This is a genomic window from Arthrobacter sp. 754, from assembly GCF_040548695.1.
Taxonomy (GTDB): domain Bacteria; phylum Actinomycetota; class Actinomycetes; order Actinomycetales; family Micrococcaceae; genus Arthrobacter.
Window position 1 is genome coordinate 91,508 of sequence record NZ_JBEPSC010000001.1, and the last position, 23,064, is coordinate 114,571.

Sequence of the window (23,064 nt, forward strand, 5' to 3'; positions counted from 1 at the left end):
AGACGCGACAGGAGGCACGGATGGCTGCAGTAATTCTTGGATGGAACCCGGACCGGTGGAACGGCTGGAACTACCGCGACGTCGTCGAGCAGGTCGCGGAGTCCGGCCGGCACGTGGAACGGTGGAGTATCGGCCGCCGCAACATCGGGCCCGGGACGGAGGCGTGGCTTGTGCTGCAGGGCGGAAGTGTCTCGAGCCGTGGCCTGATCGGCCACGGAACCGTGGTGTCCGAACCTTTCGAGCTGTCCGAACCCCTCGACGCCGGCAAGTCCGGTGACACGGCGGTCCTTGACCGGTACGTCAGCGTTGACTTCGATGCGCTGCTTCCACTCGGCGAGCAGATCCCCCTGGACACCCTCGCTGCCGGCGTCCCTGCGCTACGGTGGCACGGCCGCAACAGGCGCTCCGGATCGGCCGTGCCGCCGTCGTCGGAGCCTGGTTTGCGTCAGCTGTGGCGGGACCTGGGGCCGGCCGCAGTGGACCCTGCCCAGCTTGTTCCGGGTACCTGCCCCCGGGAGGCGGTGAGCCGGGTGGAGGTGAACCGCTATGAGCGGGACCCGGATGCGCGCCGTGTGTGCTTGGCCTTCCATGGCACGTCGTGTGCCGCCTGCGGCTTTTCGTTCGAGTCAAACTATGGCGGGATTGGCGAGGGTTTCATCCACGTGCACCACACTGTGCCGGCGTCCCAGCTGGGCGGCGCGTACCAGCTGGACCCTGTGGCCGACCTCGTGCCGCTGTGCGCAAACTGCCACGCCATGGCCCACCGTGGCGTCAGCACTCCCCGCACCGTTTCGGAACTCCGGGGCGTCATGTCGGCCTCGGGCCATCTGCGGGGCGAAACTGTCAGTGAGCAGGCCCTTGAAGCGCAGGCGGATGCACGGCGCATCCTCGGAGGACAGCCCGAGTGAGGTCCGTGCCTCTTGCTATTGCCCGGCGGGGGTGGTGCCGAACATCAGGGTCCGCCGCCGCACGTCGTAGAACACGGTGGCAGAACGCTTAAGGAGTCCCTTGAGAACCTCGGCATCCTCCGCTTCGATGGTCAGGAACTCTTCCCAGGCACCCTGGTCAAGGACCAGCTGGAGGGTCCATGTTCCGGGTTTCCCGGGGTCACCGGCAACCCAGCTGAACTGGTAGTGGTTGACCTGGCGGACCTGGATGCTGTCATCGGTCAATGGTTGTTTTGGTGTGGGGCTCACGGTCCCCTCCTGAATCGATGATGAGTCGGCCCTCGGCATGAGCCTTAAACCAATGTAGACCCGGTGCCCGGCCCGATCCAGACCTTCACTGCACCTCCCGTTCCGTCCGCATTCAGGCCCCGCCAGCGGGACAGCAAGGTCCGGCCGGGAGGAGAATGGACACAGACGCGGACTACGCTCCGGGGGTTGAGCCATGGCCGCTTGTGCTACTTCGCCGGAACGGTACAGGAATGTCCCAGGATCAAGCTCAGCATGCGGCGACGGACCAGCCGCTGACGCACCGGGAGAACGACGTGGCAGTTCTCCTGGTCGAGGGCCTGGGCAGCGGCGAAATCGCGGCCAGGCTTAACCTCGCACCGAGTTCGGTCAAGTGGTACCGGCGCCGGATCTTCCACAAGCTCGGCGTGCACACCCGCTACGATGCAGCACTCCGACTCCGCCAGATGGCCCTGCATGCAGCCCCGATCGCATCAACCGACGGCGGCCCTGACTACCGGGGCAACTCACCCCGGCCGCTGACCAGCTTTGTGGGCCGAAGGCGCGAGTTGGATGAACTGGTCACATGGCTGGATTCCGGGAGGTCCCGCCTACTCACCATCACCGGGACGGCCGGCACCGGCAAATCGCGCCTGGCCCTCGCTTTCGCAAACCAGGCGGGACCCCTGCTAAACGCTGGCGGTACTTATTGGGTTGACCTGTCCGCGACATCCGACGCCCATCTCGTATCGTCGAGCATCGCCTCTGCATTGGCTCTCTTTATCAAACCGGGCCAGTCAGCAGTCTCGGCAATTGTGGACCACCTGGGCAGCAGGCGGGTGCTGCTGGTGCTCGACAACTGCGAGCAGATCGCCACGGAATGCGCGAAAATCTCCCTGGAACTTCTGGAACTCTGTCCCGGCCTGCGCATCCTTGCCACCAGCAGGATTGCGTTGCCGGCCAATGCGCGCAATTTCCAGCTGGATCCCTTGCCGGTCCCCGCCGCCGAAGACCTCGCGATAGTAGAAATTGCGGCGTGCGAATCCGTAAAGCTTTTTAACGAGCGTGCAGCCTTGGTGATTCCAGGGTTCACCGTGTCCCGGGAAAACGCCGCACCCCTTGTCCGGGTCTGCCGGAGGTTGGATGGCCTTCCGCTGGCCATTGAACTGGCGGCCAGCCGCGTCAAAGTACTGACGACGGCCCAGCTCGACGAGCGTCTGGAGCGCGCTTTGATCCTGCTCACCGGAGGCGGAGCTGCTGCCGCGCGACGCCACGCCACCCTGCGGGCGGCCCTTGACTGGAGCCATGGGCTCCTTACCGTTGCGGAGCGGACCCTGCTGCGGCGGTTGTCGGTCTTTGCCGGCGGGTGGGCTGTGGACGATGCCGAACTGGTCTGCGCCGGTGGAGAACTGCAGCGTGAGGACATCCTCGGCACGCTCTCGGACCTGGTGGACCAGTCCCTGGTGGTAGTGGAGCGGCCAGTTGACGGTGCCAGGCGTTTCCGGCTCCTGGAGGTCATCCGGCAGTACGCGGACGAGAAGTTGCGCTCATCCGGGGAACGGCAAGCGGTCAGGGCAAATCACGCGGAACGGTTCGCGGCATTGGCCAGGCAGGCGCAGACAGAATTGAACGGACCCCGGCAACCCCAGTGGACGGTCCGGCTCGAGCAGGACCGCGGGAATCTCAGGGCAGCCCTGGACTGGAGCCTTGGGCAGCCGGAGCGGCTCGAGAGTGGGGCCAGAATGGCTTGTGCCCTTGCGCAGGTGTGGCAATTGCGTGGTGAATTCGCAGAAGGGCTGATGTGGCTTCGCAAGTACCTCGCTGCCGGCCACACTTTGCCTGACCGGGCACTGGCCGAACTCTCGGACGCGACAGGCTTCCTCGCCCTTCACGCCGGCCTGGCTGACGAGGCGCGGCAGCATTGGGAACGGGCAGCCCGGATCTTCGGTGAAATGGGAGACACTGCAGCGGTGGGACGGCAACTGCATTACCTGGCCCACGCAACCATGGGAACGGACCCGCAACGGGCAGCGGTCCTGGCTTCAGAAGGCCTGGTCCTGGAACGGCAAGCCGAAGACCGCTGGTGGACCTCGGCCTGCCTTTTCGCGCTGGGCGATGCCTCTTTCCTGCTTGGGGATGTCGATAAGGCTGCGGAGTGCTACTCCGAGAGCCAGGGCCTTGCCCGCCAACTGGGACATCCCTTCGCCATCGCCCGGCGGTGTGTCCGGTTGGGTCAGGTCGCGAGGGTGCGGGGCGAGCTGGGACTGGCCGGCAAGCATCTTACCGAGGCAGTGCAGGTGGCGAGGGACGGCAACGATGACTGGGGCGTGACCATGGCAATGGCCGCCTGGGCGTCACTTGCGGCGTCGCTCGGGATGCCGCAGGTTTCCGCGAAGCTTCTGGGCTCCTCCCAGATCCGGCTTGATCGCTTTGGAGCGGTCCTGTGGGTACTCGACAGGAATCAGGCCGCCCTCACCGGATCAACAGCAAAAGCTCTGCTGGGCGAAGACGGCTTCCTGGAGAACGTTGAAGCCGGACGTTCCATGACGCAGCAGGCGGCCGAGGCGTTGATCAGTGAACTTCAGCAGCTCCAGCAGCAGGCAGCGCCGGGCAAGGTCGCCGGTTTGACGGCCACCCGGCTTACCCCTCGCGAAACCGAGGTGCTTCATCTCCTGGCCGGGGGTGAGAGCAATCAGGACATCGCACAGGATCTCGGCCTCAGTGTCCGGACCGTGGAAAGGCATACCGCCAATCTGTACGCAAAGATCGGAGTGGAGGGCTCGGCTGCCCGCGCGGCGGCCGCCAACTACGCATTCCGCCACGGCCTGGGCCCGGAACAGGATGCTTTGGGAATCGGCCGCAGAAGCCCTCCCCCAGGCCGCTGATTCCCTCCCCCAGCTACGCATGGGCACGGTGCCAGGCGTTACGGCAGGATCCTAATCTGTTGGTGTCCGGACGGTCCGGACACCAACAGAAAGGAACACTCCAATGACTGCCGACCAGAACAAAGCCGTGGTGCGCAGTTTCTTCGAAGCCTTCGAGGATCAGGACGAGGCCGCCCTGTCCCGGATACTGTCACCGCATCTCCAGGCCTACGTGCATGGAAACCGGGAACCGGCGGACAGGGACGCGCTCCTGCAGACCATCGCCGGGTGGAACGCAACGTTCAGCGACACGCGCTTCACTGTTGAGGAACAGGTCGCGGAGGGAGACCTGGTGGCCTGCAGGGTCATCATGCATGCGGTCCACAGCGGCGGTGAGTTTGAGGGGATCGCCCCGGCGGGCATCCCCATCACCACCGAGGCCCTGACCCTGGAGCGGGTCATGGATGGGCAGATCGTCGAGCGCCGGGTGGTCATGAACTGGGAGGATGTGAAACAGCAGTTGACGGCGGTAACCACACAGGCGCAGACTGCCGGCTGACGGCCCTACTTCAGGAGATGAGCGCATGACTTTCTTCCAGGACCTGCCTGAACCGCCGGAACGTCCGCGTCCACCTCGTCATGTCATGCCGGAATGGCTCGGGCCGCCGTCGAACGAACTGCCCGGCGTGGTCCACTTCGGAAAGTTCCTCCACCGCGCTCCGGGGTTCGTCATGGCCGTCAAGTGCGCAGAGGTCTACTCGAACGGTTGCGCCGTCGACGTCGTCTGGTCCGTCCGGCGGACCAGCGAAAGCGACAGGGAATGGGCTGCCGCGAACGCGCGGTTCTTCCGGCAGCCGCCCCCCGGCCCGGGCTACGCCGAAGACCTTGAATCTGCGCTGCTCTTCGGAGCCGAATTTCCCGACGGCGGCAAGACCACTTCCACGCAGATCCGGCCCGGCATGTTTGACGGCAGCGAGACCGTCACCGGGCCGGTCCTGGTGGCCAACGGCCAAGGGGGAAGCGGCAACGACGATCAACTGACCGGAGCGGCCCGGCTATGGCTGTGGCCGCTTCCCGTCGGCGGCGATCTGCGCCTCGTGGTCCAGTGGAAGGAAGCCGGGATGGATGAACAATCCATCATGCTCGACGGCGGGCAGATCGCGGCCGCTGCCCTGCTGGCCCAGAAGTACTGAGAACTCCTGCTGGGCGCGCATCGGGTTTCGGGCCGGATGACCCTAGCTGGAATGCCCTTCACCGGTGATGCTGGAGCCGAAGGAGATGGCTGCGATGGAAGGCAAGATAGCTCTGGTTACGGGTGCAACAGGCGGACTGGGACAGGCGGTGGCAACCGGCCTTGCCCGGGGAGGTGCCTTGGTTGTGGTGGTGGGGCGCTCGTCCGCCCGCGCGGAAGAGGCGGTTAAGGCCATCCGCTCGCTGGTTCCTGCCGCCCGGCTGGAGCCGTTGGCGTGTGACCTTTCGGTCCAGTCCTCGATCCGGACTGCGGCAGCTGAGTTCCTGTCCCGCCACGACAGTCTGGACGTGCTGGTCAACGCCGCGGGTGTTTTCCGCAAGGAGCGCCATGTCACCCCCGACGGGCTTGAGCTGACTTTCGCCACGAACGTGATGGCCTACTTCCTCATGACCAACCTGATGCTGGACGCGCTGAAGCGCGCCGGCGGGCGGCACCCTTCACGCATCGTCAATATTGCCTCCAAATATGGCAACACCAGGATTAATTTCGAGGACCTCCAGACCGCCAGGGGCAGGTACAGCTACCTTCGCTCGACGCCTCAAACAATGCTGGCCCGGGTGCTCCTTACGCAGGAGTTCGCCGAACGCCTGCGAGGTTCTGGCGTGGTGGCCAATGCCGTTCATCCGGGGCTGGTCAAGAACACCTCGCTCTTGGAGGATGTCCGCGGCCCTTTCCGCTGGATCACGAACACCTTCGGCGCACCGGCGGAAAAGGCTGTGGACACAGCGCTCTGGCTGGCCATGTCGGACGAAACGGCAGGGGTCTCCGGCAAGCTCTGGGCGAAGCGCAAGGAGCTCCCTACTCCCGGGATGGGATCGGATCCTGAGGCCCGCCGTCGGCTGTGGGACACGTGCTCGAAACTGGCCGGACCTGGATGAAACCTCCTAACCGCGGCCGCTGGTGGCGCATGGCTCAGTAGAGGAAGACCGGCAGCCAGTCTCGGTTGTGCGCGTGCACCAGAGCCAGGAACAGCACGAAGTCGAAGAGCAGGTGCACGGCTACCACGTAGGTGAATGACTTGGTCAGCTTGAACGTGTAGCCCTGGAGCAGCGCGAACGGGAACGTCAGCAGCGGGCCCCAGGCCTGGTAACCGATCTCCCAAAGGAAGGACGAAAAGACCACGGCCTGCAGTATGTTGGCGAGCCAGTCCGGGAAGTGCCGCCGGAGCAGGGTGAAGGTGGTGCAGATGAAGAACAGCTCGTCCCAGATGCCCACAGTGTTCACGCCGAGAAAGAGCCGCCAGAAGACAGTGGGGTCTGAGGCGTCGGGCCAGTTTTGGTAGACCCCCGTCCGGATCAGGTACACGGGCAAAATGAAGTAGGCGAGCCCCACCACAGCCACCAGATACAGTTTCGCGGCCAATGGCCATTTATGGCCGGTGTTCACCGGGAATCTGATGATGTCCTCACCGTAGGCGTACTTCGACACCAGCCACGGCACCAGCACGGCCAGCGCGAGGACACCGCCCATCAGGGTCATGTGTGAAACGCTCAAATCCGCATTCAGGGGAACCAGGCTGATGAAGACCATGCCGGCCGCGACCAGGCCGAGGTGCCGCGCGAGCTCACGGTCGATAAGTGCCGCTGTGACAAGGCTCAAGGCGAGCACACCGTAGCCCAACAAGTCATTCTCAAAGCCGAAAAGCAGCACTCCGGATGCCGAGAGCAGCGCCGCTGGCACCAGCTTCCACGTGAGGGCGGTGCGGAGCGGCCGGGTCGAGATTGATGTCACCCCTCCAGCATGTCAGCGCTTGCTGTTGGGCGATACCGTCCGTGCGCCAAGTCCGGGCAAGGTTCAGCTTCCGGTTTCGACGCGGCCCAGTCCTTCTCACGAGCAAGGTAAGGTTACTTACTACTTTGGGTGTTACGTGGCGAAAGGGCCAACAAGTGTCGCTTACAGAAAAGAATCCGCCAGATGGCGGAGTAACTGGCGAAGTTCAGCGGGACCGCTTCGTCGGCGGTCAGGACCTTACCCGCTGGGACACCAGAATCGGCCAGGTCCTTGCTTTCATCGCCCAGCGCATCAGCAGCCTGCTTGGTTCTCACGCTGCACTCATCATCACCTTGGTTGTCGGTGCCGTGCTGGCGATCTCCCTGACTGCGGTTTTTGCCCAGGTATATGAATCCGTGGTGGAAGCTGACGGGGTTGCCGGGCTCGATCACCCGGTGCTGGACGGTGCGAAGACGTTTCGGTCGCCGGCCTTGGACATCGTGACGACGGCGTACACAGACATCGGTGGAACCATCGGCATGCCATTGCTGGCGCTGGCTGTCATGGTCGGGCTCGCTGTGCGGCGCCGATCCTGGACACCGGTGATTCTGATCGTCGTCGCCGGCGTCGGATCCCTTCTGATGACCATTGCGGGCAAAAGACTGATCGGCAGGACCCGGCCACCGCTGACAGATGCAGTGCCGCCCTACGAATACTCCGCATCCTTTCCCAGCGGCCATTCACTGAACTCGGTCGTGATCGCCGGGATCGTCGCGTACTTGATAGTCCTTCGACTTCGATCCCACCGGGCACGCGTTCTGACCATCGCCGCCGCAGCCGTCTTCGCCGCGACAATGGGACTGAGCCGTGTCTACCTGGGGCACCACTGGCTCACGGACGTGCTGGCGGCCTGGGCTCTGGGGGCTGCCTGGCTGGCGCTGGTCATCACGGCGCACCGGCTGTACCTCACCACCCGTGTGCATCCGGCAGCAGGGCATCGAGGCGGAATGCCCGACTCCCTGCCAGCGTAAAGGTCAGGATCGAAGTCCTGGATCCTAGCCCTGTTGGCTGCTGAGGAACTGTTCCAGGGCCTGGAGGTCGTCGGTATTGATGTGGTCGACGCCTGCATGGTAGAGCTCGGTCCACATGGCTTCGCGGGCCTCGCCGGGCATATCGGGGGTAGCCCAGAAACGGACCCGGTACCCCTTATCGTGGGCGGCCGCGACGTAGGTGTGCAGCCTGGCCCGCTCAATCTCGGGCATGGGACCTACGCCCCGCCAGGTGAACAGCTTCGTCCAGTTGTCGCTGACCAGCGGCATAAGGGTGGACGGCATCCCGGAAGCCAGGTCGGCGGAGCGTCCGTCGAAGAAGCCGTAGCGCTTCTCGTCGGCCGCCATGGTGGCCAGGGGCCTGTTGCCGCTGATGACCGCGGTCACCGGGCCCTCGCTGACCTTGCCGTTGGCGTAACGGGTCATCAGGGCGGGGTGCTCGCTCAGTTCCTGTTCGATGGCGGCGTAGGTGCTCCCGCCGTCGCTCTTGATGTCGATCAGCAACTGCAGGCTCCCGTCCCAGCCCGGGTACACGCTGTGGCCTTCCTGCCTGACGAGCTCGTCCAGCGGGTCCAGGTAGAGGCTCTCCAGGGTCTTGCCCGCCTGCGCATCCTCCAGGTCGTGGGCCACCAGCAGCTCGCCGTCAACAAGCCACACGTCCGCCTCGACACTGGTGAACCCGTGGGCCAAGGCATCAAACAGGGGTTTCTCGTGCTCATAGTCATTATGCGCGTGGGCTTCGGCCAGCGGCTGGCCCAGAACAACATCCGGGGCAGAGGCGGCGTATGAGGGGATGGTGACGCCGGTCAGGGACGTCAGTGCCACGAGAGCGGCGGCAGCACTTTCAACAAGCACGGGGTTCTCCTTGAGCAGTTGGGGGGTGGTTCAGCTCGGCGGATAAGGCACGCCGGCACCTGCTTCAGCCTTCCCGCCGGATACCAACGAATGGGGAAGTCCTGGTGTCAGGAGCGTGAACGGTACTGAACGGCGACGTTCGGACATTCCAGGCACCGCCCCATCTGTCATTCCGCCTTCACCTGCGTCAGGATTACGATTTCAGCAGGTAGTCAGCAGGTGGGCAGACGCAGGGTGAGGAAGACGATGTGACCGGAGGCACGAGACTAAGCGGACCACATTGGCGGCGGGTTGTGGCGACCCTCGCCAACAGCGATGCAAGAACCGCCTACGCACAAATAGTGCTCGGTGCAAAGCTCCCCGATGTGCTTGCTGATCTGAAGGATCACCGGCGGAACCGGGCGATAGCAGCGTTGCTGGAGTCCGGTCTGATCGAACGCAATGCTGCGGACAAACTGGTGGCACCTGAATCCATCTTCCGGGATCTTCTTTCCCAACTCCCCCGGCGACAGGCGCAGACCGGGTTGGCCCGCTTCACGCGCCTGGGCAGGATCGAACGGTATCCGGCCAACATCGGGGACAGGCGTGAGCTTTTGGCGTGGATCATCAGCGAAGCAATCCAGCCCGGCGAACACCTGACCGAACAGCAGGTCAATGAACGGCTTCTCAGTTACACCGACGATGTGGTGTTGCTGCGCCGGTACATGGTCGACTACGGCCTGCTGCAACGGACGGCTTCGGGGTCTTCGTACTCCCGGCAGGAAGAAATGTAACGCGCCAGGCCAATGCTTCCACGGCCCCAACATAGCTCCCAGCCAGTCCGAAGGGTCAAGCCAACGCGGGAAGGCCGCTCACGTAACTCCGGTCCGGGTTGCAGGCGAACGGGACAGTGCCAGTGCCCATCCGCCGGCCACTCCAATGGCGAGCAGTACGGTTGCGAAGCCGACCGCCGGTGCGCTTGGCCAGGTCAGGGCGCCGCCATACCGCAGCAGGGCAAGCGCCTGCAGAATGACGAAGACAACGGAGGTCAGGGCCACGGGGCGGACGGAGCGGAGGTCGCCGCTGAACTGGCCCTGCGCGGCCGACCAGCCAAGACCGACCAGCCACGCTCCCACCGCCCTCCCTGTGAGCTCGGACAGCTGCCACGGCCACCACGTCGCGGCATAAAGCGGTACTGCCAGGAGCGCCACGCCGTATAACAGCAGGACGCCGGCGATTCCCACCATGAGCAGCCGGAGCGCAGGCGGCAGCACCGGCCGTCCCGCCCTCTCGGACTTTGGGGCAGGAGGCCGGGACCGGATCTGCATCCGGCTGATGACGACCATCGCCACGGGCACGATGGCGTAGATTGCCAGCCACGCCCAGGTGGCTATCTGGGCAGTGGGGGCAGTGGTCGGCGACAGGTGGAAGCGATCGAGATGAAGCAGGGTGACTCCGAGGGTCAGGGTCGTGAAGATGAACACGGGCCAGACCGCCAGCCTCGCTGAATCCCAGCTCCTCGAACCGGCGCCCGCAACCTCCAGGCCGGCGCTCGACCAGTATGCGGCCCCCAGGAAGACCGCGGTCATGGGCGGATTGACTGTCCACGCGAAGAATTCGTCAGTCCGGAGCGGAAAGACGAAGAGCACGAGCCCGGCAAGAAAAACGAGGAATGCAGCGACGTAGAGCAGCCGCCGCATCGGCGGAATCAACGGCGTGGCCTCACTTGAAGGGGACATCACTGGGCTGCTCCTCGGTTGCCGCTGCCTCACCAGGGGCAGAGGCCGAGGCAGGCAGGGGGTTCTCGGCCAGGTAGGTGTGAAGCATCGAGACCACGGTGGCGCCGTCCCCGACTGCGGTAGCCACTCGTTTGATCGAACCGGCCCGCACGTCACCGATCGCAAAAATGCCGGGCATGCTGGTTTCCAGCGCCAAGGGAAACCTGTTCGGCCTGACGGAACCGGCGTCGTCACTGACATTTCGAATGGCGCCCGTGCGCAGAAAACCGGCAGCGTCACGCTCGACGGCGTCCGGCAGCCAGGACGTCCGCGGCACCGAACCTATCAGCACGAAGCAGCCCCCCGCTTCGAGCTCCTCGCTCGAGGTTGCATTGGCTGCTCCGGAGGAGGCCACCCTGACGGCGGCAAGGAAGCCGTCCTGGTCGCGGGCCCCCACGATCGCCGTGCTGTAGCGGATCGCAACGTTGCGGGTGGCCTCAAGTTGGGAGATGAGGTACTCCGACATGCTGACCGACAGTGTGGGTCCGCGCACCAGCAGCGTCACTTTCTTCGCGTACTTCGCAAGGTGCAGAACCGCCTGTCCGGCCGAATTGCCGCCACCCACTACACAGACCTGCTTTCCGGTCATCGACGGCGCCTCGGAGACTGTGGCCCCGTAGAAAACACCCCTGCCGACCAGATCCTCCAGCTGAGGTATGCCGAGGCGACGGTAGTCCACGCCGGTGGCCACCACGACGGTGCGGCACCGCACGACACTGCCGTCGGAAATGGACACAGCGTACAGTGTTCCGTCCGCTCGGAGCCCCATCACCTTCCGCAAGAACAGGAAGTCCGTGCCCAACGTCCAGGCCTGGTGAAATGAGCGGTAGGCCAGGTGGGCGCCGCTCACACCGCGGGAGAAGCCGGGGTAGTTGCGGATCAAGGAACTGGTGCCGGCCTGCCCTCCCACAGCCTCTCCTTCCACCACCATGGTGGAGAGGCCCTCGGAGGAGGCATACACGGCGGTCGCGAGACCGGAGGGACCGGCTCCCACGACTACCACGTCGAAGACCTTGCCGGCCGGTGGCGGCCGCGTCACCCCGATCGCTTCGGCGATCTCCAGGTCACTGGGGTTCTCGAGGACAACCGGTGAAGCGGTGAACTCCAGTACCAAAACCGGCAGCGCGGGATCGTGCAGGCCCAGGCTATCCAGCGTCCGTTCCGCCGTCTCCGACCCGACAGGGTGGAAGCCCACCGGGATGTGGTTTCGGCTCAGGTTGTCGCGCAACGCATGAGTCCTTTCGTCGCCTACCTCCCCGATCAGCCGGACCGCCTCGAACCCGACCCCCTGGGCCAGGTGCCAGTCGTCGAGGGCGTCGGTAATCGCCCCGTGGAATTCTTCGTCGCGCACTCGTTCGGGACGTATGATCAGCAGCTCGGCGTACCCCTGCGCGATCGCCCGGAATACAGTCGGGGCGCTGGCGAAGTCACCCCATGTCACCACAACACCGCGCTTGGCGGCCGGGTGGAAGCCATAGGCACGACGCAGGAAATCGAGTCCGCCGCGGTCAGCCGGTCCGTAGCACCCCAGGATGAGGGCGACCGGGCGATTCCAGCGCCGGAGACTCTCGAGCACCGCCCGGCCGTGGGCGTGGTCGGTGCAGGCCAACACCTCGTAGTCGGCACCGTAGCGTCGGCGCAACTCATCTCCAAGAATGCGCCGAGAGGCCGGGTCTGTGGTGGCAATCAATAAGATCGGAACCGAGTCATCCATGGCCGCCGTCTTTCCGGTTCACTGGTTCGGTGGCGATCACGATACCCGCGCCGGGACATCGGGGACAAGGGCCGTTGGTCGCCTCGGTCCTGGCATTCCATGGGCGCGGAGATTCTGCCACAATGGCTCCCGACGGCGGGCGGGCGGGATGGCCTGGGCAGAACCGCAGCGATGGGAATGGAGGACCCCATGGAAGACCGTAAGGTTCCGGGAATCAGCCTCGTCGCCTTGCCCAGTGGAACAGGGTGTCTGGAGTGCCTCAGCGGTGACGGCCCGGGATGGTGGCTGCATCTTCGCCGCTGTGCCCAATGCGGCCACATCGGATGCTGCGATGCATCACCCTCACAGCATGCCAGCGCCCACGCGCGCACTGAAGGTCACCCTGTCATAAGGTCCTTTGAACCTGGGGAGGACTGGTTCTACGAGCACACCACGCAGAAGTTCTTTCGCGGCCCGCGGCTTCCGGATCCTCAGTCCAGGCCACCGGCGCAGCCTTCGCCTGCGCCGGCAGACAAGGTGCCTGAAGACTGGCGGGAGCACCTGCACCGGTAACCGCGGATGCAGAGCAACCTCACTGACGCAAGAAGGGGTCTGAGGCATCTCACCGCCGCGGGCGACTTCTCAATCAGACCTCGTATGCAGGGGCGCCGATGGGGACGATCCGATTCGGCTCGCGACCGAATCCTTCCACCACAAGGCGGTCCTCGAACGCCTGGACAGTGGCGTAGGAATTCACGGTCGTGTCGAGCATCCCCTTGAAAGTGATGAAGTGAGTGCCACCGGCGAAGCCGTAGTTCCCTGCGTGGTTGTGGCCGTTGAACCAGGCGACGACATTGTCGTAGGAGGTCACCAGGTCCACGAGTGTGGTGTCGTTGTAGGCGTTGTGCTGGTTGAGGGGGAAGACAGGGTGGTGCGCATTGAGTACCACCTTCTCCCCGTTGTGGCGAGCGAGCTCAAGGGTCTGCTCGATCCAGGCGAGCTGCTCGGCACCAACGCCGCCGTTCCAGGTCTGGCCGTTTGGCTTGCCCGCCGCCTGCAGCCCGGCCCGCATCTCCTCGGCCAGTGCGTAGCTGGCGGAGCCTTCAGGGTTGCCGTAGGTGCTGACGTCGTTCGTGTCCACAATGATGAATCGCCAGCCGTTGCGGCGGAACTGGTGGTAGGAGGCCGGCATGTCTAAGGTACGCAGCACGTCCTCGCGGGGCATCTGGAAGTCATGGTTGCCCAGAACGTGGTACTTCGACATCCTCAGCTGATCCCAGATCGGCATCACAGCATCAAAGCTCTCCGGGAACTCGTCAACGAAGTCGCCGAGGTGCAGCGCGAACCGGAGGTCCTCCTCGTTGAGAGTGGCCACTGCCTCCTGCAGCTTGCTAATCGACTGCCGGTATAGCCGGACGCCGCGGTCGGGCTTGTCGGCGTACTGGCAGTCGGCAATGACACCGAATCGCAGCGGCGGCTCAGCGCCGCGGGACGTTGCCGCTGCTGCAACCGGCGCCCCGGAGACGGCAAAAGCGGCGGCCGCGCCCGCGCTCATGCCCAGGAAGCTGCGGCGGCTCTGGCCATGGTTGGTGAGGGGCGTGGGGAACTGGATCGGCATCGTGAGCTCCTGAGTGATAGTAAAAGCAACAGCACGAGCGAAACAGGGCCAGGTGACGCCGTGGCAACGAAGCGAGGGCTGCCCAGTAAACTCCGGCCGAAGTCGCAGTGGGCAGCCGATGGTCCAGCCGTCCGGGACACACCGATGGTGGCAAGTTGGCCGGCAAATTTCCAGGGTGTGCGTAAACAGCCGTCGAGCGGATGGTTAGGCTGGGTGGATGGCGACAGTTATTCTCGTGCGGCACGGCCGCACCACAGCCAATGCCACCGGACTGCTGGCCGGTCGGGCCGCCGGTGTCAGCCTGGACCAGATCGGGCGCGAGCAGGCGGCCTTGACCGGAGAGCGGCTCGCGGCGGTGCCCGTAGTTGGGGTGGTGTCGAGCCCTCTTGAGCGCTGTCAGCAGACTGCCCGGCTCATCCTCGACCGCCAGGCCGGCACGCCGTACGCGCCGTTGGAATCCGATCTCACCGAGTGCGATTACGGCCAGTGGCAGGGCCGCACGCTCAGTGATCTTGCAACCGAGGATCTGTGGCCGGTTGTGCAGTCGCAACCGTCCGCCGTCGTCTTTCCCGGCGGCGAATCCATGGCCGCGATGCAGGCCCGGTCGGTGGCCGCAATTCGACGCCACGATGCAGCCTTCGAAGCCGAGTACGGGCCAGGGGCCGTGTGGGTGGCGGTGAGTCACGGTGACATCATCAAGTCAATCCTCGCCGACGCGCTCGGCATGCACCTTGACCTGTTCCAGCGCATTAACGTGGGCCCCGCCTCCGCATCGATCGTGCGCTACGGCGCCAGTCGGCCGAGCGTCTACGCGACCAACACCGACGCGGGGGATCTGTCGTGGCTGTCGAACGGCATCCACTCTGGCGACGCGCCGGTGGGCGGCGGAGCAGGGCAAAAGGCGCCATGAACCTCATGGCCTAAAATACTGAACATGCCTACACGTGTTCATGAGTTTGCCTGGCCTGATCGGGTCGTCGTTGGCACCATCGGCCTTCCGGGGGCGCGCACGTTCTACCTGCAGGTGCGCGGCGGGACGCAGATCGTGAGTATTGCCCTGGAAAAGCAGCAGTCGGCTCTGCTCGCCGATAAAATCGACGAAATTCTCGACCAGCTCCTTACCGTCGAGGGCAACCCCCACAGCGTTCCCACCAGTACCCCCATTGAATTGGTGGACAATGACCAGCTCGAGGCCGTTCAGGAGCAGTTTCGGACCGGCGCCATGAGCTTAGGTTGGGACCCGACGACGGCGCAGGTCGTGATAGAGGCCTATCCGATCACCGAGGTCGACGCTGATAACGACGACGAATCCCTTGATGAGGACGAACCGGATGTGCCCGAAATGCTGCTGGTGCGGATGCCGGTTGGCACTGCCCGCGCATTCGCTAAGCGCACGCGAGAGGTTGTGGGCGCCGGGCGTCCCGCCTGCCCCCTCTGCGGTTACCCCGTAGACGCCGACGGGCATGTCTGCACTCTGCCCGAGGTCTGATGCCGGCGCCTGACCTGGCAACGGCCGAGTTCACGCTCAGTGGGCGCATCACGACGGCGTCGAACGCCACCTTCCTGGGCAGCATTGGCGACGTGACGGTTGTCTATAAGCCGATAGCCGGGGAGAAACCGCTGTGGGATTTTCCCGACGGCGTCCTTGCCCACCGGGAGGTTGCCGCCTACCTGGTCTCGGAGGTCCTCGGCTGGAGCGTAGTGCCTCGCACCTGGCTGCGCGATGGTCCGTTCGGTGAAGGGATGGTGCAGCTGTGGCAGGAGACAGACCCCGGACAGGACGCGGTAGACCTCGTTGCGTCGGACGACGTACCGGAGGCCGGTTGGAAACACGTCCTCGAGGGTGAGGATGAGAACGGACGGATGGTCGCCCTCATACATGAGGACTCTCCCGCGCTTAGACGCATGGCCGTGTTCGACGTCGTCGTAAACAATGCCGACCGAAAAGGTGACCACATCCTTGCCATGACGGACGGACACCGGCACGGCGTGGACCACGGGCTCACCTTCCACCGTGACCACAAGCTGCGCACGGTGCTGTGGGGGTGGCTGGGCGACGCTCTGACCCTCGAGGAACTTGAGGGCATCGACCGTGTCAGCGAAGGACTGGACGGTGAGCTGGGCCGAAACCTGGCGGACCTGCTCAGCGCCGAAGAAATCGCGGCGCTCGCCGCGCGCTGCGCCCGGTTGCGCTTGGCGGGTCGGTTCCCGGCTCCGAGCGGTGAGATGTCGGCGGTGCCCTGGCCGCTGTTCTAAGGGAATCACGGCCACGGCCTTCGCTGATGATTGGGTTGAGGCCGAGCCCGTGCCGCTCGCTTGGACCAGTTCACGCACTACGCAAAATGTCAGACCCCCCTTCCATAATCGGTATATGGCAAGCGAAGCGGTGGTGAAGGCTTTTGAGGCGATCGGCGCCGCCATTGCCATGCTTCACGCTGAGGTGGCTCAATCCGGTTTCGGGTTGCTCTCTGACACCGATCCGCTGGCCGACATTGCGGATGGGTGCTTGGATATCCTCGCCGGAGTTGCACGGACCGAGGCGCGGGTCGCGGCATTGAAGGCGGCAGGGGCCGCTAAATACGCCGACTCCGCACGGTCCGCGGCGCCTCCGGAAATGCCAGTCCAAGCGCAGGAAATGGCCATCGCCGCAGAGGTGGGCTGCGTACTGGCCATTGGCGACGGGGCCGCAGGCGCACTTCTGTCCCAGTCCTACGCCTTGGCAAACTCTCTGCCAAGAACCTTGGCAGCCCTGCAGGCGGGAACGGTGTCGTGGCAGCACGCCAGGGTGATGGTGGACGAGACCGCCACCCTTGACCACGTCGCAGCTGGGGCGCTGGAAGCCCACTTCCTCGACCCTGACGCGCCCAACCCTGCCAGCGGTTGCCCGGCCGGCGAGATGCCCGCCTACAGGTTCCGGCAGAAGGCCCGCACGTGGCGGGAACGCCACCACCCGGACAGCATCGAGAAACGCCACATCAAAGGCGCGCAGGACAGGTGCCTGGAATATGCCCCGGAGCACGATGGCATGGCGCGGCTGTCTGCGTACCTTCCCGCGGACCAGGCAGTGGCGATCTGGAACCGCTTTACCGCCATCGCCCGGGGCCTGCAAGGTCCCCACGAGGACCGGACGCTCACGCAGCTACGGGCAGACGCCTTCGCCGCGGCCGCCCTCCGAAGCCATAACAGCTGCACTCGCCCCGGCGACAGCGTCGGCAGCAGCGGGACTGGGGGCAAGGAGGGGCACGCCGGCCTCGCAGATGTCGCCACGCCCCGGGCGGAAGTCCTGGTCACCGTTCCCGTCTTATCCCTGCTCGGGCTGACCGAAGAGCCGGCGATGCTCGACGGGTACGGGCCCATCCCCGCCTCCATGGCGCGGGCCCTGGTGGCGAACGGAGCTGACTCGTTCCACCGGGTGCTCGTGGATCCACGGGACGGGGCGCCTTTGGAAATCAGCAGGACCAGTTACAGGCTCACAAAGGCAATGCGGAACTGGCTACGGATGCGCGACGGCAAGTGCTCGTTCCCAGGTTGCAGCAACCATTCCGTGGACAACGAGGCAGACCACCTCCTGGCCTGGCATCACGGCGGAACCACCGGAATCAGCAACCTGGGACAGCTATGTGCCAAGCACCACAGGCTCAAACACGCCGTCGGCTGGAGACCGACGCCGGCAACAAAGAATGCGTCGCCCGGTTGGATCTCACCCTCAGGGCGGAAATACAAAAGCGAACAACAGGATTGGGAACCGCCTCATTGGCCGACTTCATTGTGGCCGCGAGCCGGCGAGGGCCACCGCACTGGGCCCTATCCCCCTGCCTTCACCGCCGCGGGTGGGCCTGCGGATTATCTCCAGATACCGCGCTCGGCAGGAGAAGACTGCCTTCACGCGTACCTCGGTAGAAGGTGAGCTTTCCGGACGGACCCGTCAGGTCTCCGCTGCCTTTGGGCTCCGCTGCCCCCCTGGGCTCCGCTGCGCCACCGCCCATCCCGGATGCTGGATCCGCATCGGCTTTCGCCATCGCAAAGGGGACCCCGCACGCGGCGTGCGGAGTCCCCTACTATCAAATCCCGAAAGTATTGCCGGGTTCTAGAAGTCCCAGTCATCATCCTCAGTATTGACAGCCTTACCGATGACGTACGAGGAACCCGACCCGGAGAAGAAGTCGTGGTTCTCATCAGCGTTCGGTGACAGAGCCGAGAGGATAGCCGGGTTCACGTCGGTGACCGAGGCCGGGAACATCGCTTCGTAGCCGAGGTTCATCAGCGCTTTGTTGGCGTTGTAGTGCAGGAACTTCTTGACGTCCTCGGCCAGGCCGACGGAGTCGTAGAGATCGTGGGTGTACTGGACTTCGTTCTCGTACAGCTCGAAGAGCAGCTCGAACGTGTAGTCCTTGATCTCCTGCTTGCGCTCCTCGGACAGGCCTTCGAGGCCCTTCTGGAACTTGTAGCCGATGTAGTAGCCGTGCACGGCCTCATCGCGGATGATCAGACGGATCAGGTCAGCCGTGTTCGTCAGCTTGGCCCTCGAGGACCAGTACATCGGCAGGTAGAAGCCCGAGTAGAACAGGAAGCTCTCCAGCAGCGTGGAGGCCACCTTGCGCTTCAGCGGGTCATCGCCCTGGTAGTAGTCCATGACGATCTGCGCCTTCTTCTGAAGGTTGGCGTTCTCGGTGGACCAGCGGAAGGCTTCGTCGATCTCCTTGGTGGAGGCCAGCGTGGAGAAGATGGAGGAGTAGCTCTTGGCGTGCACGGACTCCATGAAGGCTATGTTCGTGTACACGGCCTCTTCGTGCGGGGTCAGTGCGTCCGGAATCAAAGAGACGGCGCCAACGGTTCCCTGGATGGTGTCCAGCAGCGTCAGCCCCGTGAACACGCGCATGGTGAGCTGCTGCTCGTCGGGGGTCAGCGTGGCCCACGACTGGACGTCGTTGGACAGCGGGATCTTCTCCGGCAGCCAGAAGTTGTTGACAAGACGGTTCCAGACGTCAACGTCCTTTTCGTCCTGGATGCGGTTCCAGTTGATCGCCTCAACATGGCTGAGAAGCTTTACTTTTTCTGTCATGACTCCGACTCGCTTTCTGATGAGAGACTTGGTTTGGCTGAGTCCTCGACGCAGAATCTGCAGTCGGCTTTCTCTATGCCTTTGTTGGTGTGATGTCTGGTGTGGGCACTGCGTTGGCTGGAGGGCATTGGCTGGCCCTTCCGGACCGCAGACATTTTCGCACGGGTTTCGGCGCTGGCCTTTTTCCCGAAGTTGGGGTTACCAGCGCCCTTCCTCGCTTCCGAGAGCGCAGCACGGGATTCTTCACTCATGGCGTGTCCAAAACTCGGGTGATCCGCCCCGAACTTACCGAAGTTCGGATTGTCCGCACCAGAATAGGTGCCCTTTCGATCGGCTTCCCATTTCTTTCGCTGCTCCTCGCTGTGCTCCCGGCCATAGAACGGATTTGCAGGGCCAGGCCGGCTTGACCCCTTCCGCCCCGTGCCACGGATACTTGCGGCTTCCCTCATCTCCGTCGTCCAGACAACGCCGGTCGGACCGAGTCCGCCCTCCGAAAGATTGAGCAGGCGGTCCCCCTCGCGGCGCAGGTAACTGATCCAGTCCACCTCTGCCTGGCCCAGTTCGGGCAAACCTTCGATCCAGTCAAGCTCGTCAGCAATGAGATCGGCGGGGTCCTGCTTTCGAACCCAGTCATAGAATGGCGTCTTTCGCCCCTCGGCGGCAACCCGGAGGTGCTGATGGAAACGACGACTGGCCGTCTTGGTGGTGATACCGACATAGCGGTACTCGACCTCCCGCCGAAGCCGGATGCCGTAGACCAAGCCGCCTGGCGCCGTCGTCGTTTCCATCATTCAACCCCCTAAATGAAAGTCAACCTATTTCGGTTGATCACAACATACATGAAACGCAGTTGTCCACCTCAGTTCCCTCCAGCGCGAGCTGGCGGAGACGGATGTAGTAGATGGTCTTAATGCCCTTTTTCCAGGCGTAGATCTGGGCCTTGTTGATGTCACGCGTGGTGGCGGTGTCCTTGAAGAACAGCGTCAGGGACAGGCCCTGGTCAACGTGCTGGGTTGCAGCGGCGTAGGTGTCGATGACTTTCTCGTAGCCGAGTTCGTACGCGTCCTGGTAGTACTCCAGGTTGTCGTTGGTGAGGTACGGCGCCGGGTAGTACACGCGGCCCAGCTTGCCTTCCTTGCGGATCTCGATCTTGGACGCCACCGGGTGGATCGAGGAGGTGGAGTTGTTGATGTAGGAGATCGAGCCCGTGGGAGGCACGGCCTGCAGGTTCTGGTTGTAGATGCCGTGCTCCATGACCGAAGCCTTCAGCTCGCGCCAGTCATCCTGGGTGGGGATGTGGATGTTCTTGAACAGCTCCGCAACCTTCGCGGTCTGGGGCACCCACTCGCGGTCGGTGTACTTGTCGAAGAACTCACCCGAGGCGTACTTGGACTTCTCGAAGCCGCCGAACGTCTGGCCGGTCTGGATGGCCAGCTTATTGGAGGCGCGGACCGCGTGGTACACCACCGAGTAGAAGTAGATGTTGGTGAAGTCCAGGCCCTCTTCGGACCCGTAGTGGACCCGCTCGCGGGCAAGGTAACCGTGCAGGTTCATCTGGCCGAGGCCAATGGCGTGGCTTTGGTCGTTGCCGCGGGCGATGGAGGGCACCGAGGTGATGTTGGACATGTCCGAGACTGCCGAGAGGGACCGGATGGCCGTCTCGATGGTCAGGCCGAAGTCCGGGCTGTCCATGGTCTTGGCGATGTTCAGCGAGCCCAGGTTGCAGGAGATGTCCTTGCCTGTCTCGGCGTAGGACAGGTCATCGTTGTACGTGGTGGGCTGGGAGACCTGGAGGATCTCCGAGCACAGGTTGGACATGATGATCTTGCCGTCAATCGGGTTCTCCCGGTTCACGGTGTCCTCGAACATGATGTACGGGTAGCCGGACTCGAACTGGATCTCGGCGAGCGTCTGGAAGAACTCACGCGCCTTGATCTTGGTCTTCTTGATCCGGGAATCGTCCACCATCTCGTAGTACTTCTCGGTGACCGAGACGTCCGAGAACGGCATGCCGTAGACGCGTTCGACGTCGTAGGGGGAGAACAGGTACATGTCCTCGTCCTTCTTGGCCAGCTCGAACGTGATGTCCGGGATGACAACACCCAGCGAGAGGGTCTTGATGCGGATCTTCTCATCCGCATTCTCGCGCTTGGTGTCCAGGAAGCGGTAGATGTCCGGGTGGTGCGCGTGCAGGTACACAGCGCCGGCACCCTGGCGGGCACCGAGCTGGTTGGCGTAGGAGAAGCTGTCCTCGAGGAGCTTCATCACGGGGATGACACCGGAGGACTGGTTCTCGATCTGCTTGATCGGGGCGCCGACCTCGCGGATGTTGGTCAGCGCGAACGCCACACCCCCGCCGCGCTTGGACAGCTGCAGGGCGGAGTTGATGGACCGGCCGATCGACTCCATGTTGTCTTCGATGCGGAGCAGGAAGCAGGAGACCAGCTCGCCGCGCTGGCGCTTGCCGGCGTTCAGGAAAGTGGGGGTGGCCGGCTGGAAGCGGCCTTCGATGATCTCGTCCACCATCTGCAGGGCGAGCTGCTCGTCGCCGCGGGCCAGGTGCAGGGCAACCATGCACACCCGGTCCTCGTAGCGCTCCAGGAAACGCTTGCCGTCGAACGTCTTCAGCGTGTAGGAGGTGTAGAACTTGAACGCGCCCAGGAAGGTCTCGAAGCGGAACTTCTTCTTGTACGCGCGGTTGTAGAGCTCGCGGATGAAGTTCATCGTGTACTGGTCGAGGGTTTCGCGCTCGTAGTACTGGTTCTTCACCAGGTAATCGAGTTTCTCCTCCAGGTCATGGAAGAAAACGGTGTTGTTGTTCACGTGCTGCAGGAAGTACTGGTGCGCAGCCTCGCGGTCAGCCTCGAACTGGATCTCGCCGTTGGGGCCATACAGGTTGAGCATGGCGTTCAGCTCGTGGTAGCCCAGGCCCTTGTAAGCCGCCGGCATTTCGGCCTTCTCCAGGTCCACGCCGTGCTTTTCAGCAACACGGGTTCCCTGGCCTTCGGCCCTGGTTACTTCTGTGTCTGAGACAGTCGTGTCCAAAACGTATCCAATCCTTGGTTGACCCGGGCCACGTCTTCTGGCGTGCCCATGAGTTCGAAACGGTAGAGCCGGGGTACCCGGCATTTGGCGGCGATGATGTCCGCAGCCATGCAGTAGTTGTCCCCGAAGTTTGTGTTGCCGGCACCGATGACACCGCGGATCAGTTTCCTGTTCTGCGGGTTGTTCAGAAAGCGGATGACCTGCTTGGGTACTGATCCCTCTCCCCCGGTACCGCCGTACGTCGGCAGCACCAGCACGAACGGCCGGGTGGCGAGAAGGGGTGCGTCTTTTGAATGAAGCGGGATCCGAGCGTTTTCCCGGCCGAGCTTTGAGACGAAGCGGCTGGTGTTCTCGGAGGTGGAGGAAAAGTAGATGAGCTGGCTCTGCGTGGTGACAGGCGGCAACCCGGCCACTTGGGCCTCGGCCACTGCCAGTGCTGCCACGGGAGTTACCTCAGGAGTGTTGATGGGTTGCCGAATGGCGGAAAGTGCGGCCTAGGCCACGGAGGAAACGGACGCCAGGGCCAGTTCCTCAATCTTGTCCGGGCGGAAGCCTGACCAGTGGTCCTGGTCGGTGACCACTACGGGAGCCTGCATGTAACCCAGGGCCTTCAGTCGCTCAAGGGCCTCGGCGTCCTGGGAGATGTCAACGCTCTGGTAAGTGATGCCCTTTTTGTCCAGCGCACGGTAGGTTGCGTTGCACTGAACACAAGCCGGCTTTGTGTAAACCGTAACGGTCATGGTCCCTGTCCCCTTTTATCGAAATCTTCGCTCGTCTTTGTCCCGCCCAAGCTGTACGTCGATACTACATGTAGTGCAGACGGCTCTCCGGAACCCCAAGATGATGTATTACAAGTATGTCATTTAATGCACTTTTAATCCACAGGCAAAGGCCCGCAAAATGTCCGGATTTCAGGCATTTTCGCGGACGAAATCCACACCCTGTGGAGTACTTAGCCACATTTAACGGCCCGCGTGTCGTTTTCCG

The 23,064-nt window shown here is 63.7% G+C and carries 23 protein-coding genes; 12 read left to right on the top strand and 11 right to left on the bottom strand.

What is annotated here, in order from left to right; genetic code table 11:
• Positions 1-20: 20 nt before the first annotated feature.
• Positions 21-908 carry an HNH endonuclease gene (locus ABIA70_RS00455; protein WP_354145674.1) on the top strand — a complete coding sequence of 296 codons (888 nt, stop codon included), beginning with the start codon at positions 21-23 and terminating at the stop codon, positions 906-908.
• 15 nt (positions 909-923) lie between these two features.
• On the opposite strand, the gene ABIA70_RS00460 is transcribed toward ABIA70_RS00455, so the two are convergent.
• Positions 924-1,196, bottom strand: a complete 273-nt coding sequence (locus ABIA70_RS00460; protein ID WP_354145675.1) for a hypothetical protein — start codon at positions 1,194-1,196, stop codon at positions 924-926.
• A gap of 230 nt (positions 1,197-1,426) precedes the next feature.
• Between ABIA70_RS00460 and ABIA70_RS00465 the strand changes: the two genes are divergently transcribed.
• The 4 genes from ABIA70_RS00465 (at position 1,427) to ABIA70_RS00480 (ending at position 6,166) form a co-directional block, all read left to right on the top strand.
• Complete coding sequence (locus ABIA70_RS00465) at positions 1,427-4,057, top strand: ATP-binding protein (protein WP_354145676.1); 2,631 nt, start codon at positions 1,427-1,429, stop codon at positions 4,055-4,057.
• Positions 4,058-4,160: 103 nt separating this feature from the next.
• Entirely contained in the window at positions 4,161-4,595 is a 435-nt protein-coding gene (locus ABIA70_RS00470; protein WP_354145677.1) for an ester cyclase, read from the top strand.
• A 25-nt stretch (positions 4,596-4,620) separates the two neighbouring features.
• On the top strand, positions 4,621-5,229 hold the full coding sequence (locus ABIA70_RS00475) for a hypothetical protein (RefSeq protein ID WP_354145678.1): 609 nt from the start codon (positions 4,621-4,623) through the stop codon (positions 5,227-5,229).
• A gap of 94 nt (positions 5,230-5,323) precedes the next feature.
• Positions 5,324-6,166, top strand: coding sequence for an SDR family NAD(P)-dependent oxidoreductase (locus ABIA70_RS00480; protein WP_354145679.1), 843 nt, complete (start codon positions 5,324-5,326; stop codon positions 6,164-6,166).
• Positions 6,167-6,200: 34 nt separating this feature from the next.
• Here ABIA70_RS00480 and ABIA70_RS00485 read toward each other — a convergent pair whose 3' ends face one another.
• Entirely contained in the window at positions 6,201-7,019 is an 819-nt protein-coding gene (locus tag ABIA70_RS00485) for a CPBP family intramembrane glutamic endopeptidase (RefSeq protein ID WP_354145680.1), read from the bottom strand.
• 155 nt (positions 7,020-7,174) lie between these two features.
• Here ABIA70_RS00485 and ABIA70_RS00490 point away from each other — a divergent pair, with 155 nt between their 5' ends.
• Positions 7,175-8,029 carry a phosphatase PAP2 family protein gene (locus ABIA70_RS00490; protein WP_354145681.1) on the top strand — a complete coding sequence of 285 codons (855 nt, stop codon included), beginning with the start codon at positions 7,175-7,177 and terminating at the stop codon, positions 8,027-8,029.
• A gap of 24 nt (positions 8,030-8,053) precedes the next feature.
• Here the strand turns inward: ABIA70_RS00490 and ABIA70_RS00495 are convergent, their stop codons facing one another.
• The gene (locus ABIA70_RS00495; RefSeq protein WP_354145682.1) at positions 8,054-8,902 is read right to left on the bottom strand and encodes a phosphatidylinositol-specific phospholipase C/glycerophosphodiester phosphodiesterase family protein; all 849 of its coding nucleotides are present in this window, start codon (positions 8,900-8,902) and stop codon (positions 8,054-8,056) included.
• Positions 8,903-9,150: 248 nt separating this feature from the next.
• Between ABIA70_RS00495 and ABIA70_RS00500 the strand changes: the two genes are divergently transcribed.
• On the top strand, positions 9,151-9,675 hold the full coding sequence (locus ABIA70_RS00500) for a DUF2087 domain-containing protein (protein ID WP_354145683.1): 525 nt from the start codon (positions 9,151-9,153) through the stop codon (positions 9,673-9,675).
• 78 nt (positions 9,676-9,753) lie between these two features.
• Here ABIA70_RS00500 and ABIA70_RS00505 read toward each other — a convergent pair whose 3' ends face one another.
• On the bottom strand, positions 9,754-10,620 hold the full coding sequence (locus ABIA70_RS00505) for a hypothetical protein (protein WP_354145684.1): 867 nt from the start codon (positions 10,618-10,620) through the stop codon (positions 9,754-9,756).
• Positions 10,604-12,373 carry an NAD(P)/FAD-dependent oxidoreductase gene (locus tag ABIA70_RS00510; RefSeq protein WP_354145685.1) on the bottom strand — a complete coding sequence of 590 codons (1,770 nt, stop codon included), beginning with the start codon at positions 12,371-12,373 and terminating at the stop codon, positions 10,604-10,606. The genes ABIA70_RS00505 and ABIA70_RS00510 overlap by 17 nt, the downstream gene beginning before the upstream one ends.
• A gap of 189 nt (positions 12,374-12,562) precedes the next feature.
• Between ABIA70_RS00510 and ABIA70_RS00515 the strand changes: the two genes are divergently transcribed.
• Entirely contained in the window at positions 12,563-12,925 is a 363-nt protein-coding gene (locus ABIA70_RS00515; RefSeq protein WP_354145686.1) for a UBP-type zinc finger domain-containing protein, read from the top strand.
• Positions 12,926-12,998: 73 nt separating this feature from the next.
• Here the strand turns inward: ABIA70_RS00515 and ABIA70_RS00520 are convergent, their stop codons facing one another.
• Positions 12,999-13,970, bottom strand: coding sequence for a metallophosphoesterase (locus ABIA70_RS00520; protein WP_354145687.1), 972 nt, complete (start codon positions 13,968-13,970; stop codon positions 12,999-13,001).
• Positions 13,971-14,187: 217 nt separating this feature from the next.
• Between ABIA70_RS00520 and ABIA70_RS00525 the strand changes: the two genes are divergently transcribed.
• The 4 genes from ABIA70_RS00525 (at position 14,188) to ABIA70_RS00540 (ending at position 17,877) form a co-directional block, all read left to right on the top strand.
• Entirely contained in the window at positions 14,188-14,880 is a 693-nt protein-coding gene (locus ABIA70_RS00525) for a histidine phosphatase family protein (RefSeq protein WP_354145688.1), read from the top strand.
• 24 nt (positions 14,881-14,904) lie between these two features.
• Entirely contained in the window at positions 14,905-15,459 is a 555-nt protein-coding gene (locus ABIA70_RS00530) for a DUF3090 domain-containing protein (protein ID WP_354145689.1), read from the top strand.
• Complete coding sequence (locus ABIA70_RS00535; RefSeq protein ID WP_354145690.1) at positions 15,459-16,226, top strand: SCO1664 family protein; 768 nt, start codon at positions 15,459-15,461, stop codon at positions 16,224-16,226. Before ABIA70_RS00530 ends, ABIA70_RS00535 begins: the two co-directional genes overlap by 1 nt.
• Before the next feature lie 115 nt (positions 16,227-16,341).
• The gene (locus ABIA70_RS00540) at positions 16,342-17,877 is read left to right on the top strand and encodes an HNH endonuclease signature motif containing protein (RefSeq protein ID WP_354145691.1); all 1,536 of its coding nucleotides are present in this window, start codon (positions 16,342-16,344) and stop codon (positions 17,875-17,877) included.
• Between the two features lie 180 nt (positions 17,878-18,057).
• On the opposite strand, the gene nrdF is transcribed toward ABIA70_RS00540, so the two are convergent.
• The 5 genes from nrdF to nrdH all read right to left on the bottom strand — a co-directional run bounded on the left by nrdF (position 18,058) and on the right by nrdH (position 22,817).
• Positions 18,058-19,032 carry a class 1b ribonucleoside-diphosphate reductase subunit beta gene (gene nrdF / locus ABIA70_RS00545; protein WP_108600538.1) on the bottom strand — a complete coding sequence of 325 codons (975 nt, stop codon included), beginning with the start codon at positions 19,030-19,032 and terminating at the stop codon, positions 18,058-18,060.
• Entirely contained in the window at positions 19,029-19,823 is a 795-nt protein-coding gene (locus ABIA70_RS00550) for an NUMOD3 domain-containing DNA-binding protein (protein WP_354145692.1), read from the bottom strand. The genes nrdF and ABIA70_RS00550 overlap by 4 nt, the downstream gene beginning before the upstream one ends.
• A 37-nt stretch (positions 19,824-19,860) precedes the next feature.
• The gene (gene nrdE / locus ABIA70_RS00555; protein ID WP_354146557.1) at positions 19,861-21,981 is read right to left on the bottom strand and encodes a class 1b ribonucleoside-diphosphate reductase subunit alpha; all 2,121 of its coding nucleotides are present in this window, start codon (positions 21,979-21,981) and stop codon (positions 19,861-19,863) included.
• Positions 21,982-22,046: 65 nt separating this feature from the next.
• A complete protein-coding gene (gene nrdI / locus ABIA70_RS00560) occupies positions 22,047-22,520 on the bottom strand; it encodes a class Ib ribonucleoside-diphosphate reductase assembly flavoprotein NrdI (protein WP_354145693.1) in 474 nt (157 codons plus the stop codon).
• A 51-nt stretch (positions 22,521-22,571) separates the two neighbouring features.
• Positions 22,572-22,817, bottom strand: a complete 246-nt coding sequence (nrdH, locus tag ABIA70_RS00565) for a glutaredoxin-like protein NrdH (RefSeq protein WP_131683980.1) — start codon at positions 22,815-22,817, stop codon at positions 22,572-22,574.
• Between the last annotated feature and the right edge of the window lie 247 nt (positions 22,818-23,064).

Bases quoted from the DNA above. Each gene is read 5' to 3' on its own strand.
- ABIA70_RS00515 (WP_354145686.1), top strand. From the start codon at position 12,563: ATGGAAGACCGTAAGGTTCCGGGAATCAGCCTCGTCGCCTTGCCCAGT.
- ABIA70_RS00550 (WP_354145692.1), bottom strand. From the start codon at position 19,823: ATGATGGAAACGACGACGGCGCCAGGCGGCTTGGTCTACGGCATCCGG.
- ABIA70_RS00525 (WP_354145688.1), top strand. From the start codon at position 14,188: ATGGCGACAGTTATTCTCGTGCGGCACGGCCGCACCACAGCCAATGCC.
- ABIA70_RS00510 (WP_354145685.1), bottom strand. From the start codon at position 12,373: ATGGATGACTCGGTTCCGATCTTATTGATTGCCACCACAGACCCGGCC.
- nrdH (WP_131683980.1), bottom strand. From the start codon at position 22,817: ATGACCGTTACGGTTTACACAAAGCCGGCTTGTGTTCAGTGCAACGCA.
- ABIA70_RS00540 (WP_354145691.1), top strand. From the start codon at position 16,342: ATGGCAAGCGAAGCGGTGGTGAAGGCTTTTGAGGCGATCGGCGCCGCC.
- ABIA70_RS00480 (WP_354145679.1), top strand. From the start codon at position 5,324: ATGGAAGGCAAGATAGCTCTGGTTACGGGTGCAACAGGCGGACTGGGA.
- ABIA70_RS00465 (WP_354145676.1), top strand. From the start codon at position 1,427: ATGTCCCAGGATCAAGCTCAGCATGCGGCGACGGACCAGCCGCTGACG.
- ABIA70_RS00455 (WP_354145674.1), top strand. From the start codon at position 21: ATGGCTGCAGTAATTCTTGGATGGAACCCGGACCGGTGGAACGGCTGG.
- ABIA70_RS00535 (WP_354145690.1), top strand. From the start codon at position 15,459: ATGCCGGCGCCTGACCTGGCAACGGCCGAGTTCACGCTCAGTGGGCGC.
- nrdE (WP_354146557.1), bottom strand. From the start codon at position 21,981: ATGCCGGCGGCTTACAAGGGCCTGGGCTACCACGAGCTGAACGCCATG.
- ABIA70_RS00505 (WP_354145684.1), bottom strand. From the start codon at position 10,620: ATGTCCCCTTCAAGTGAGGCCACGCCGTTGATTCCGCCGATGCGGCGG.
- ABIA70_RS00470 (WP_354145677.1), top strand. From the start codon at position 4,161: ATGACTGCCGACCAGAACAAAGCCGTGGTGCGCAGTTTCTTCGAAGCC.
- ABIA70_RS00520 (WP_354145687.1), bottom strand. From the start codon at position 13,970: ATGCCGATCCAGTTCCCCACGCCCCTCACCAACCATGGCCAGAGCCGC.
- ABIA70_RS00530 (WP_354145689.1), top strand. From the start codon at position 14,905: ATGCCTACACGTGTTCATGAGTTTGCCTGGCCTGATCGGGTCGTCGTT.
- nrdF (WP_108600538.1), bottom strand. From the start codon at position 19,032: ATGACAGAAAAAGTAAAGCTTCTCAGCCATGTTGAGGCGATCAACTGG.
- ABIA70_RS00475 (WP_354145678.1), top strand. From the start codon at position 4,621: ATGACTTTCTTCCAGGACCTGCCTGAACCGCCGGAACGTCCGCGTCCA.